This window comes from Paraburkholderia sp. EG286B (genome assembly GCF_040965655.1).
GTDB lineage: Bacteria > Pseudomonadota > Gammaproteobacteria > Burkholderiales > Burkholderiaceae > Paraburkholderia.
The window spans coordinates 219,770-232,465 of the sequence record NZ_JBFRCF010000015.1 but is presented as its reverse complement, the minus strand read 5'-3'; the positions used below and the strand labels follow the sequence as shown (position 1 = coordinate 232,465).

The window sequence follows — 12,696 nt, the reverse complement described above, 5'->3', positions numbered from 1 at the left end:
AGCGCCGAACACCGATTCCGGAATTCCCCGAAACCGTTCGACTTCAAGCGAAACGGCTGTTCACCTTCCTCCGGAAACCCTGTTCGACTTCAACCGAAATCCGTGTTCGGCTTCGCCGAAATACGCAAGCAAAGCAACTTTCCGGCTCGCAACACTAGCGGTTGATGAGGTCACGCACCATACCCGCCACTCCATCGGCAAAACGTTGGTAGCTTCTAGTGCGCGCCTCCCTAACAATCGAAGCAACCCGTTGCACCGGATTGCGTGGGAACCCGCGCCGACGGATAAAGTGCTGCTCGGCTTCGGCCAACAGCGCCAACGCATCAGCGCGTACGAACTGTGTTTCGCCCAGTCGCTGGTGCAGCACCCCAAAGCGCGAGATTTTGCGCGCCAGATACCGATCACGCGGCAACGCGATCGCTCGCCTCACGTAAGCGGCGAGCCACGAAATCCTGCCCGTCGGGACGCCAATTGCATTCCGGCCATGTTGTCGATAGCGGACCAGCTTTTCCGGCATCATCGCGACCGCTTTCCATGCCGCTGCACAGGCCGCAAGCCACTCGTCATGCAGCCACTCGGGGGGAATAGGCAGCGCGACGTCAAGCAATTCGCGCCGGAAAGCAGCGGCCGTCCCTGTCACGAGATTCCGGCGGCAATAGACTTCGAAGAACCGCTGCTGCTGGACCAGCACGCGTTCTGCTGCGGAAAGGTAAAGCGATTGGAAGAGCGTTTGTCCAAGGTCTCGATCATCCTCGTCAACTAACTCCGCGTCGGAATGCACAAGGAGTGCTGACGGGTGTGTTTCGAGGTAGGCGCCCATGATCGCAATCTTATCGTGCGCCCAAACGTCATCCTGGTCCGCAAGAAAAATAATGCAGGTATCGAGCGCGCGTATCGCTTGTTCGAAGTTGCGCGTCACACCCAGCCGCTTCTCGTTGCGGAGCAGCGTGACCCGTATGCCCATAGACGAACGCACATACTCGCTCCACTCAACAAGATGCTCCCAGGTGCCGTCGTCGGAGCGATCATCGCTCACAACGATCTGATCTGGTAGACGCGACTGGTCAGTCAAAGACTGCAGTTGCGCATCAAGGAAAGCGATGCCGTTGCATGTACACATTGCAATGCCAACGGACGTCGCGGGAGAAGTCGTCACGCTCATCTGGAATGGAGGAAAGTCAGGGGCTGGGCCAACAATCAAGTGCAGAGGGCGCTGCTACGCAAAGCAACGAACCCTCGCTGTTCGGCCGGTTATCCGGGCTCGCACGAGGGCTCATTTCGCGTACGAGCCGTGGCACAGCTAGAGCCCCATACGTCGGTTATTCTATTCCCGAGCGTAACTGCAGAAACACCGGGCACGCAAAGCTGCCTTGCTCACGCAGGCGACTTTGCGCACGCCGCGGCATGGTCAACGTCGGTCGCTAATTATCCGACGCAACCGATGCTTCACTGCCCCCAACGCAGGCCTGCCCGAATTGGCCGGTTCCTCGTTCACGTTCGCCGATCGCGCGGCCGCAAGCTCGGTGCGCAGCGCCTCGCGATCCCGCCACAGTGCGCCGGATTGCGCGCGCGCCGCCTGGAAAATCCGGTACGCGCCCTCGTCCTTGACACGCTGGACCCGCTCGAGCAACGCCAGCGCCCGCGCGTACTCCTCGCTGCCTTGCAGCGCGAGGACGTTCTTTACGTCGGCAATCGCGTCACGCGTTTCTTCAAGATACCGGCGTCCACGCCGGCCGTCCGGCTCGAGGTAGGTTCCTTCGCACCATTCATTCCACGAATGCAGGAACACGATTCGTTCTTCGGCCGGGTAGCGCCTGTAGGTATCGAGCAATGCCTGTGCGAGCCACAACCGGTAAGAGTCGCCTTCCGTATTGACGTGCACAAGTGCACGCGAGCCATAGCGCGGGGTATTGTCCCAAGGCAGCATCACGGTGCGGAACCGGCGGTACTCCGGCGCGGGCCTACTCATGTGGAATCGCGCAAATCTGTCATAGTCAACGATTCGACCCGTGAAATTCTCCGGCAGGTCGAGCGAATCGGTCTCGCGACTGAGCACGTCGGGCGGCACAACATTCGAAGGAATCTCGTAGCTCGCATCGAAACCAAGTTGTCGCGGTTGCGGCGGCTCAGGCGTCCAGTCGTCGACCATCACCAGATAGATTCCAGGGAATCCGCGCCGAGCCATCTCGTCGCGCCAGATCTCGGTTGTGCTGAGAATGTCCGGGAACAAATGCGCCTTGTAAATGCACAGCACCGGCTTGCCGTTCACCTTCGTGTATCGGTCATCCTCAAAAACGGGCATCAGTTCCCGGATGAACGCAAGGTCGTCTTCCTTCGAGTGCTGCTGGGCAATGATGACCTCGTTGTCGCCGCCATCCCAGCGCTTGCTCCAGTTCTCGTTTGCCCAAAGGAAAAAGAACGGCATTTTCAGATCGGAATTGATGTAATTCTCGATCGGCTTGTAAAGCAGCTTCTTGCCATGGAAATAGTAGTAATAGAAGCACAGGCCCGAAATGCCGTACTCCGTCGCCAGTTCGACCTGCTGGCGCACGACGTCGAACGAGCGCAAATCGTAGTAGCCGAGTTCCCCGGGAATCTTCGGCTGGTAATGCCCCTTGAACAGCGGCTTTGCCTTGATGACATTGTTCCACTCGGTAAAACCGGGGCCGTGCGCCCAATTGTTCTCGGGAATCGGGTGGAATTGCGGCAGATAAAAAGCGAACGTGCGAGGCAGTTCGGCATCCGGCACCTGGGCCTCTCGCGACGACAGCACGATGGCGGGTTGCTCCAGGGCGTCCGAAAGGCGCGGCGGATCGGCGTACAGTGACCGGCCATTGCTCTCGAGCTTGAGGTCGTGATGCCCACCTGCCGGTTGCGTCTGCACTGCGCCAGCGCGCCCCTCGAGTTCGCCGAAACGAATGTAATGTAGCACCGGGTTCATGCCCGAGGCGGCTACATCCTCATTGCGCTTCAGGTACTGCTTCACATCGAATTCCGGGCCGGGGCGATATCCGAGCGCGCCGCCGATGGTCAGATAATGCTCGGCGGGATCCATTTTCGACGCCTCGACTTCTGGGTGGTGCAGCATGTACCAAGCCGCATCGTAAAGCGAAGACTGGCGCAGCAGCGCGATATCCGTGTCGTCAAAGGCAATAGATTTTGGTGGCGCCTTGGGCACCACCGGGCTGCTTTCCGAATTCTCGCCTCGTCCGTCAAGGATATTGGCCACATAGCGCGTGGCCTCGATGACATCCTGAGCCGGCAACTCGTGCGCGGGACCGAGCAGATTGCGGGCGAGCTTAACCTCCGGCGCGTCGCTGCCATAGAGGCCCGTATACGGCGTGTACTGACGAAATGCGCCCATACGGCCGAGCAGGACGACGCCAGGCGTGCATACGGCGTTCGCGAGATGCGACGGGCCGCTGTCGACGCCGATAAAGAAACGCGCACGGCGAATGATCTCTGCCGTTGCGAGGATGCTCGTACGGCTTCTCAGGTCGGTAGCCAGTGCGGCCAGCGGGGACGGTTCGCCCTCCTTGCTCACACCGACCTCCACGATCGGCAGCTTCAGCTCCGTCGCAATCCAGCGCGCCAGTGCCTGCCAGTTTTCACTGGTCCAGTCTTTGTCGACATTGTTCGACTCGCGGTGGATCACACAGTACTGCGCCGGAAGCCCCAGCGCGTCAACCGCACGGCGGTCTGCATCGCCGATGTAGAGCCGTGGAGCCGCCGAGAGCTTCGGCAGCCCGGCGCCCATCGAGAACGCTTCGAGCAACGCGCCATAGTCCAGCCACTCGTAGGCGTTAATGAATGGATTGCCGTGATCCTTGATCAGCGGAACCCGGCAATGCGAACAGACACGGTAGTTGACGTGCAGATCGACGACCTTGTCGTATCCCCCATGCCGGGAGATCTTGATCCAGTCCGTCAGGCAATCGACGGCCACCGTCTCATCGACGTGAGGATTCGAATCAATAAGCTCGCGATAGGCTTTGTTGACAACCCATGCCACCGTGCTGTCGGGGTGCCTCATCTTCAGGTAACGGGCAACCGGCTCACACGCGACGATGTCGCCGATATGCTCTACCAGACCGATAACGATTCTCATCCTTTCATCGCCTCAAAAACGTTCCTGCCAGCCCGAAGGCCCCGATGTATCTCTCAATCCCGCGATCGCATTCGGTCAGCGATCTGTATTCTTTTTACCTAACGCGCGTAGCGGTGCCGTTATGCGCCAGATCATCGACTGCGTGATCTGGTCGGTAGCCCTCTGTAGTTCCGCGGTGGCCTCCCGCGCCGAACGCTCCGACTCCATTGCGCGAGCTACTTCTGCCCGAAGTCGGTCCACCTCGGCCCGCAGTTTGCTGTTTTCTTCCTCCGCCGCAGCAATCTTGCGTTCACGGTCGTCGAGTTCTTGCGCGTGCTGCTCTTTCAACTCTCGCACAATTCGCTCTTCCTTCTCCGCTGCCTGCCGCGCCGACTCCCTCAATGCGACCGCAGCGTCCAGCACAGCAGTGCCACCTGAACGCGCCGCCGCGCTGGCGCGCAGCACCTCGTGGTCGTACTGCGGCTTGTTCAGCAGGGCAAGCGCCAGATCGTCAGCAGTTTCAATATCGAGCAACAGTTCGCACTGACGAACCTCGTAACCTTCGAGCGGATCCGACGCCTCAGGCGTTCCCACCAGAGCCACTTCGCGCGCGCCCATGAAAACGTTCTGACTGCAGTGCAGAAAGTTATCCTCATTGAAGGCTAGTACGACATGTGCCCGAACCCGATAACCGTATTCTCTCAACAGCCTGAAACAGCGCAGCCCGTCTTCGAGCGAGTTGCACTCCGCATAAATGGCAGGTCCATGGCGGCGTATCAATTCCCCGGCACCGCGCAAGACCATGTCCTCCATGCCCTCCACGTCGATCTTGATGAGCGCACAGGAAGCGACGGGCAGCTCGTCGAGGGCGATCGACTTCACGCGGAATTCCGATGCGCCGCTGGATTCGTGCTGCCGTGCCCCCGGTACGAAAACGTCCCGCAACGACGCGCTGCCGTAACTCGCCGGCGTTTTGATATCGATGGCAGGAATGTGTTCTTCCTTAGCCACCGCCGAAGCGATCGCATTTTCCGCGCGGACATTGGCGAGGCCGTTGTCGCGGATGTTTCGGCTCAACAAATCAAAACTGCGTGCCTGCGCCTCGATCGTAACGACCTGTCCATGTTCCCCAACGTGACGGGCGAACGCCAGGGTGTGCGTACCGATATAGCCACCCACATCGATCACAGTGTCGCCCGGATGCACCATGGACAACATGAAACTTAATTCGTTTTGCGCCCATTCGCCATACAGGCGTAACGAATCGCTGATAGCCCCCGTATCGTTAGCGAATAGTGTTACCTGCCCGTGACGGGTATCAACAGTTTCGAACAAATTGTCCGATTGCATCAGCTTCTCCAACACTTCTCTCGGCAAATTGTTTGCCTGTTATTTAAATACTCTGATTGCGCCACTGCGCAGCGGCGCAAATCAGGCTCACTCTTGCGCGAGCCAACGTACGTAACGATCCACGCCTTCCTGCACGGTCAGGAACGGCGCGTCGTAGCCCGCCGCGCGCAGCTTCGACTGGTCCGCTTGCGTGAAGCACTGATACTTGCCGCGCAGCGCGTCCGGGAACGGGATGTACTCGATCAGCCCTTCCTTGACCTGCTCCGCGAGCGAGAGCGCAGGCTTGCCTTCCATCGCACGCAGCGTGTTCACCACGGTCGTGGCGATGTCGTTGAACGGCTGGGCACGGCCGCTGCCCAGATTGAAGATGCCCGTCTTCTCCGGATGATCGAAGAAGAACAGGTTCACCTTCACCACGTCCTCGACGGAGACGAAGTCGCGCGTCTGCTCGCCAGGCGCATAACCGTTGTATTCGCCGAACAGCTTCACGCGGCCTTCGGCGCGGAACTGGTTGAAGTTGTGGAACGCCACCGACGCCATGCGCGCCTTGTGCGTTTCGCGCGCACCATACACGTTGAAGTAGCGAAAGCCCGCAATCTGGCTTTGCGCCGTGGGCAGCACGCGGCGGATCACCTGGTCGAACAGGAACTTCGAATAGCCGTACACGTTCAGCGGCGCTTCCACGTCGCGCTCCTCGACGAAGCGCGTCGAGCCGCCATAGATCGCCGCCGACGACGCATACAGAAACTGCACGCGCTGCGCGAGGCACGCGTCGAGCACGGCGCGGCTATAGCGGAAGTTGTTGTCCATCATGTAGCGGCCGTCGGTTTTCATCGTGTCCGAACAGGCGCCTTCGTGGAACACCGCGCGCACGTCGCCGAAATCGCCGCGCGTGAAACGCTCGACGAACTCGGTCTTGTCGATGTAGTCGTCAATCTCGCAATCGACGAGATTCCTGAACTTGTCCGCGCGGGTGAGATTGTCGACGGCGATGATGCGGTCTTCGCCGCGTTCGTTCAGCGCCTTGACGATGTTGCTGCCGATGAAGCCGGCCGCGCCGGTGACGATGAGGGTCATGATTGAGTCTCCAGCGCGGTGTCCTGCATATCGGTCACCGCATCGGGAAAGAGTTCGTTAAATTCGACTGTTGCCGTGCCCAGTTTCCCGACCACGATACCGGCCGCCCGGTTCGCAACGGAGACAGCATCGGCCAGCGACGCGCCGGCGCCGAGCATCGCCGCAAGCGTGGCAATAACCGTGTCCCCGGCGCCCGACACGTCATAGACTTCGCGTGCACGCGCCGACTCGTGCATCGCACCCGCATCGGTAAAGAGCGTCATGCCCTCCTCCGATCTCGTCAGAAGCAGCGCCTCAAGCTCGAGTTCCTCGCGCAAGCGTGCGACGCGTGCATGAAGATCGTCCTCAGACTTCCACTGACCAACGACTTGTTTGAGTTCGGCGCGATTCGGCGTAATCAGCGTCGCTCCCCGGTAGCGCTCCCAGTCGTCACCTTTCGGATCGATCAGCACTGGCTTGCCCGCCTCGCGCGCAGCGGCAATCATCTTCGTGACGTGCGTAAGGCCGCCCTTTGCGTAGTCGGACATGAGAATCACGTCGTGCGACGGCAACAGCGCCTCGAAGCGTGCCAGCACGGCAAGCAGCACCTCATGGGCCGGCGCGCTCTCAAAGTCCACCCTAAGCAATTGCTGATGACGCGACAGCACACGCAGCTTGATGGTGGTAGGCAACGAAGGATCGCGCTCAAGATGCGCCTGCACACGACTGTCGCGCAGCAAGGAAACGATCTGTTCGCCAGCCTCGTCAGTACCGACCACGCACAGCAGCCCCGACCGCGCATTCAGCGCAGCGATATTGCGGGCTACGTTTGCTGCTCCGCCGAGGCGATCCTCGGTGCTGGAAACATGCACGACGGGCACCGGCGCTTCTGGCGATATGCGATGAACGTCACCGAACCAGTACCGGTCCAGCATGACGTCTCCGACAACCAGTACGCGCGCCGCGGAGAGGTCGTCCGACAGCCGGGTCCTCGTCACTGCATTCATGGTCCCTTCGCGATCTGTGCTATTGCCCCGAATCGATGTCATCGTCATTCCGTTACTAGTTGCCCTTACGCCTGTTCCTCAAGCGCCGAGCGAAGCGCCAACAACGACGCGCCAGCGGTTTCATGCCCGGTACACGCAGCACGCGTTCTACGCCCGCCTCGACTCTCATGCCAACCCACTTCCCGGGGGTCGGCGCAACAGTGCCACCGCCGCTGATCGCGAGTCGAAGCTGGTCGAACTGGCGCAGGCGATCTACAAGCGTACCGTACCTCACAGTTCGTCGCGCCTCTTCCATCGTGGCGAATACCTCCCGCGCCGAGCGGTCCCAGCCTCCGCGTTCACCCGTCGTTTCCGGCGTCTTCCAATGCACACCGTTTTCGCGGATATCCGAGATCAGATCTTCGATCGTGCAAAAGAAATGAATGTTCTCCGCGCCTTCGGTACCTGCGGCCAACTCGCGATATAGCGCAGAATCCCGCACGTAAATTGGCCGTCTGCGTGCCAGCGCGTGCAGAACCGGAAAGCCGAAGCCTTCGTAGTGACTGGGGAACACAACTGCGCGGGCGTTTGAATAAAACTTCTCGAACGCCTCGTCCGAGAGATGTCCGGCCTGAAAAGCCTCGACGTTTGCGTACGGTGACGGCTTATCGCCATAGCCCACAGCAACAATGCGCTCGCCGGGAAACGCGGCAGCGATAGCGTCCACTGTCGGGCGTACGAACTTATGGTTGAAGTGGTTGCCAATCACGAAAATGTGCGACTTGTCCTCATCGCGCTTTTCGCTCGGCGAACCGTATTCGGTGATGTCAAGCGAGTGCGCCGACACCTTTTGGATCACCGTCGGTCCTATCTCGAAGCGGTTCGTAATGCGATCGAGGGTGAAGCGCGAGTTCGTGAACAGCACGTCGATATGGCGAAGTGCGAAGTGCCAGATACGCGCATCGAAGTTCAACGACAGATAGCCACAGTCATATGCGATCGTGTCCAGCATGAAGATGCCGACTACCGGGGCTCGGTTCACGAGCCGTGACATGGCATCGACATCGAACGGCTGCCCAATACGCACGATGGCGGTGACCTTTTCCGATTGTCCGTCGACTTCCAGCCGTGCCACGCCTTCCAGACGTGAGAGACCGTGGAAGTCCCACGCCGCCTTCTGCATGTACACGGCGATCTTGCAATGCGTGGGCCAGGTGCGTACGGCCGCCTCGAGCAGCTTGATGCCCGATTCGAAGGTTCCGTTGAAGTACGGACCAAAGCTGGAAAAATCGAACGCGTAGACGAGTTGTCCGTTCGTGCCGCCAGCGTATTCAATCAACGTTTCCGCCCGGAATTCCGGCGACGCGAAATACGAATGGATGAGTTGCGGATACTCCGGATAACGCGCATGAAGAACTGGCGCGTTTTTCGCCTCACGAGCGGCCTTGGCCCGCGAGGACTCGGCGAACGATTGCTCACCCATGTGCCAGACGAAGGCCCGATTCGCGAGAACCGCACGATAGCCGCAGCGGTTCGCGCGCATGACCAGATCGTTTTCTTCGTTGTATCCGGTTCCGTAGACAGGATCGAAACCACCCAGCTCGCTATGGACAGTCCACTTGATCAACAGACAAAAACCAACCGCCGTGGGTACGAATGAGTAACGCGGCAAAGTCGGTGCAGTCTGCACGAATGCCGCGTAACCCCGCTGCGGAGTCACGTCCTGATCGAGAAATGAATAAGGCAGCGTTGCGATGGTTGCATTGTTGCTCCGCGGCGAAACGAAGCCGATCATCGGATCGAGCGCACTTACATCGAGCAGTTCGCTCAACGCTCCAGGGAACACGATCGTGTCCGAGTTCAGCAGAACGACCTCCGCACGTGCCGCCTTCGCGCGCGCGAACGCCCGGTTGCAGGTTCCGATGAAGCCCAGGTTATTCTCATTCGTGACCACCTCGAAACTAATCGCGGGGTCATCGAAACGACAGATCTCGAGTGCTGCCTGGAGGGGTGCGTAGTCTGGACTGTCGTTGTAGAAGAAGACCTTTGCTCCGAGCCGGCGCAGTTCGTCGCCGATCGCATTGAGCGAACCGAACAGTTGCGGAACGAGTTCCTCTTTCTTGTAGAAAGGGACAACGATGTGCAATTCGCTCTTTGAGCAGACTGCCTCGTAAGGCGGAGAAAGACCGTCGTTGGCTGCTCCCGCGGCAGTCTCGCGCATCCCGGTCCAGGGCGTGAGGTGCCCGGCAAAGGTTGTCGAGCGTATACCGTTTGTTTGCGCCACCGCGTCCTGCACCCACGCGCGCAGATCCTCGAGGGATGTGACCGGGCGCAAATCCAGAGTAAGGAAACGCTCACCCTGCTCGTCCGGCACGAGGATCAGCATGCAATCGCGTGCGTCGCCATATATATTCTCGGTACAACGACGATAGTTTTCCGGATTGAACGCGAACGCGGCGTGTCCGAATACCGTGTAGCGCTCGCGCTTCGCAGCAACAAGCCAAGCCTCGCTATCCTGCACAGTAGTGGGATCGACGCATATGACCGGCCGGCATCGGCCGATGGTCCCTGTCGCCGAATCGAACAGCGCCGTCGGCGATACGGCCACTCCGCGACCGATGTGGACGAGATCGACGCTCGGTAGCGCCAGCGACTCGAACGCCCCCCAAAGCGCGTCGCCCGACGAAGCGTTTGCCCCACCGTCAACCTCGCGCGTCAGCACTACGTCCTGCAAGAAATTGCGCTCAACGTTGGCCTTCAACGCATCGGCTGTGGCGCCTCGCATCTCAAGTGCGTGAATGCGCCCCGTGTCCTGGGCGTCACGTGCGAACGCTACCGCGCACGCGCCAACATCGGCCCCGATGTCTGCGACGACGCTGCCCGGCGCCAAGAAGCGCTGCATCATGACGAGTTGACGCTCGGCGAACTCTCCGTATAGCCGTAGCGAATCCACCGCGAGTCCGCGGTTGCCGGATACCTCGAAGAAGCCGTACTTACATTGCATTTGCGCCATCGGACAGACTTTCAGATTGAGTCACATCGAAGGTAATGGAAAGCGACGGTGCACCGAACTTGCCATGTACGAGATTGCTTCCGAGGGCGGTCAGCACCATGACGTCATGCATCAGGTGGTGCTGCACGTGATCGTTACCCGGCCCTTCCGCGAAGGCGACGTCGATCGGGTATTCGCCTCGGATGAGCGCTGGGAAGCACATGGAAAACGTCGCCTCGATTTCCGAGCCTGCACTAGCGAAGATCGCGCGCTCGCGCAGATAACTGTCGGTACTCTCGGCGATCAGCTTTTGCCCATGGTTGTCTTTAACTACGAATCCGATCGCTGGATAAGTCATATCCGACTTCACGGCAGCCCGGATCACGAGGCTAAGCATTTCGTCGGAGTGGAATTCGCTGACTACCTCTCCGTCGCCATTCCGGAAGAAGACCGCGGTGATGGTCGCGCCACCGATACCGAAGCTCTCCGCCTCGGCCCGGAACTGCGATGCGTGGTAGCGCACGGGCGCAACGGATTCGACCTCATACCTGCGTGCCTGCCCTGCCCGCTCGCCCGACGAAGCAGCAGCCAGCAACGCGCCAGCGGATCCGCTCGATGCTCCGATTTCACCGACCTGCGAAGCAGCCTTCTCCGAGTAGAGATCGCGCAAATAGATCATTGCGATCTCTTTCGGCGTTCCCGTTTCGTAGTGGTATTGCGTTCCTTCGCGGCGCAACAGGATCGCATGCTCACAAAGCGCGTTCACCGCGCTCATGTCGTGGCTGACAAACAGCAACGTGCCGCCGTTCGCCTTGAAGTCGAGCAGGAAGCGCATGCACTTCTGCTGAAAGAACGCGTCACCTACGCTCAGCGCTTCGTCGACGATCAGGATATCGGCGTCGACGTGTGCGATCACGGCGAATGCGAGTCGTACGAACATGCCGCTCGAGTACGTCTTGACCGGTTGGTCCACATAGTCGCCAATACCTGCGAAGGCTGTGATCGCCTCAAACCGCGCATTGGTTTGCTCCCGGCTCAAACCGTGCAGCGAAGCCGCCAGATACACGTTCTCCCGGCCCGTGAATTCGGGATTGAAGCCTGCGCCAAGCTCCAGCAATGCCGCAACCCTGCCGCGAACTTCAATATTTCCCTCAGTAGGCGAGAGAGTGCCGCAGATCATCTGCAACAGTGTCGACTTGCCTGCGCCATTGCGCCCGATGATCGCTACCGTCGTACCGCGCTCCACCGTGAACGAAACATCGTGCACGGCCCAGAACTCGCGAAAGTAGGTGCGTCTGCCGCGAAACAGCATCTGCAGCAAGCGGTCCCGAGGACGATCGTAGATGTGATAGCACTTGCTCAGATTGTCGATCTTGATGGCGTAATCAGAGGACATCGGCGAATCCTTTTCGTGTCTTCTCGAACCACCAGAAGCCGCCCAGCAAAACGACGATCGACAGCACCAGCACTGGCACATACGCACGAAAGTCAAGGCCTTCATGCCACATCAAAACCCGGCGGACCTGCTCGATGAGTGGAACGAGCGGATTCAACTCTGCGACAGGGCGAAATCGCGGCGGGATGGAGTCTGCCGAATAGAAGATGGGCGAGAGAAACATCAACACGGTCGTGAACAGGCCAGTGATCTGCGCGGTATCGCGAATGAAAACACCAAGCGCGGAGAAAAACCAGGCGATACCGAGCGACAGGAAAACTAGCGGAAGCAGAGCAACGGGAAACAGCAGCACGGTGATAGACGGCACGCCAATCGCAATCAGATAAAACACCAGCCACACCAGGAAGCTGATGAAGAGATGAAAAAGCGCAACTGCGACGGCCACGAGTGGCAGGATTTCCAGTGGAAACACCACGCGCTTTACGTAGTTCACATTCGACAGGATGATGCTCGGCGCACGGTTCAAACATTCGGCAAACATGTTGAACACGAGCAGACCGGAGAACAGCACGAGCGCGAATTCAGCGCGCGACCCTGTGCCGCCCGGCCAACGCGAACGGAAAATCACGCCGAACACGAACGTGTACACGGCGAGCATGAGGACGGGTTGAAAGACCGCCCAGAACATGCCAAGCATCGAGCCACGGTAGCGGCCCAGCACTTCACGAACCGTCAGCGCGGCGATAAGGCCACGGTTCGTGACGATCATGCGGAGCATGCGTTTCGGATAGTCAATTAGACGCAGCATATTTCTTCAGGAAAAGACTGT

At 59.5% G+C, this 12,696-nt stretch carries 8 protein-coding genes; all 8 read right to left on the bottom strand.

Annotation, left to right across the window (positions count from 1 at the left end; genetic code table 11):
* Nucleotides 1–154 precede the first annotated feature (154 nt).
* The 8 genes from AB4Y42_RS29515 to AB4Y42_RS29480 all read right to left on the bottom strand — a co-directional run bounded on the left by AB4Y42_RS29515 (nucleotide 155) and on the right by AB4Y42_RS29480 (nucleotide 12,636).
* The gene (locus tag AB4Y42_RS29515; RefSeq protein WP_368696120.1) at nucleotides 155–1,162 is read right to left on the bottom strand and encodes a glycosyltransferase family 2 protein; all 1,008 of its coding nucleotides are present in this window, start codon (nucleotides 1,160–1,162) and stop codon (nucleotides 155–157) included.
* 246 nt (nucleotides 1,163–1,408) lie between these two features.
* Nucleotides 1,409–4,108: a glycoside hydrolase family 99-like domain-containing protein gene (locus AB4Y42_RS29510; protein ID WP_368696119.1), complete on the bottom strand. Its 2,700-nt coding sequence runs from the start codon at nucleotides 4,106–4,108 to the stop codon at nucleotides 1,409–1,411.
* A gap of 75 nt (nucleotides 4,109–4,183) precedes the next feature.
* Nucleotides 4,184–5,449 (bottom strand): FkbM family methyltransferase, encoded by a 1,266-nt coding sequence (locus tag AB4Y42_RS29505; protein ID WP_368696118.1) that lies wholly within the window; start codon nucleotides 5,447–5,449, stop codon nucleotides 4,184–4,186.
* 75 nt (nucleotides 5,450–5,524) lie between these two features.
* The gene (rfaD, locus tag AB4Y42_RS29500; protein WP_368696117.1) at nucleotides 5,525–6,514 is read right to left on the bottom strand and encodes an ADP-glyceromanno-heptose 6-epimerase; all 990 of its coding nucleotides are present in this window, start codon (nucleotides 6,512–6,514) and stop codon (nucleotides 5,525–5,527) included.
* A complete protein-coding gene (rfaE1, locus tag AB4Y42_RS29495) occupies nucleotides 6,511–7,500 on the bottom strand; it encodes a D-glycero-beta-D-manno-heptose-7-phosphate kinase (protein ID WP_368696116.1) in 990 nt (329 codons plus the stop codon). The genes rfaD and rfaE1 overlap by 4 nt, the downstream gene beginning before the upstream one ends.
* 55 nt (nucleotides 7,501–7,555) lie before the next feature.
* Nucleotides 7,556–10,492, bottom strand: a complete 2,937-nt coding sequence (locus AB4Y42_RS29490; protein ID WP_368696115.1) for a glycosyltransferase — start codon at nucleotides 10,490–10,492, stop codon at nucleotides 7,556–7,558.
* The gene (locus tag AB4Y42_RS29485) at nucleotides 10,473–11,867 is read right to left on the bottom strand and encodes an ABC transporter ATP-binding protein (protein WP_368696114.1); all 1,395 of its coding nucleotides are present in this window, start codon (nucleotides 11,865–11,867) and stop codon (nucleotides 10,473–10,475) included. The genes AB4Y42_RS29490 and AB4Y42_RS29485 overlap by 20 nt, the downstream gene beginning before the upstream one ends.
* The gene (locus AB4Y42_RS29480; RefSeq protein WP_368696113.1) at nucleotides 11,857–12,636 is read right to left on the bottom strand and encodes an ABC transporter permease; all 780 of its coding nucleotides are present in this window, start codon (nucleotides 12,634–12,636) and stop codon (nucleotides 11,857–11,859) included. The genes AB4Y42_RS29485 and AB4Y42_RS29480 overlap by 11 nt, the downstream gene beginning before the upstream one ends.
* Nucleotides 12,637–12,696: the final 60 nt, after the last annotated feature.

Excerpts from the sequence above, each read along its gene's own strand:
- AB4Y42_RS29515 (WP_368696120.1), bottom strand. The coding sequence starts at position 1,162 with ATGAGCGTGACGACTTCTCCCGCGACGTCCGTTGGCATTGCAATGTGT.
- AB4Y42_RS29510 (WP_368696119.1), bottom strand. The coding sequence starts at position 4,108 with ATGAGAATCGTTATCGGTCTGGTAGAGCATATCGGCGACATCGTCGCG.
- rfaD (WP_368696117.1), bottom strand. The coding sequence starts at position 6,514 with ATGACCCTCATCGTCACCGGCGCGGCCGGCTTCATCGGCAGCAACATC.
- rfaE1 (WP_368696116.1), bottom strand. The coding sequence starts at position 7,500 with ATGAATGCAGTGACGAGGACCCGGCTGTCGGACGACCTCTCCGCGGCG.
- AB4Y42_RS29490 (WP_368696115.1), bottom strand. The coding sequence starts at position 10,492 with ATGGCGCAAATGCAATGTAAGTACGGCTTCTTCGAGGTATCCGGCAAC.
- AB4Y42_RS29485 (WP_368696114.1), bottom strand. The coding sequence starts at position 11,867 with ATGTCCTCTGATTACGCCATCAAGATCGACAATCTGAGCAAGTGCTAT.
- AB4Y42_RS29480 (WP_368696113.1), bottom strand. The coding sequence starts at position 12,636 with ATGATCGTCACGAACCGTGGCCTTATCGCCGCGCTGACGGTTCGTGAA.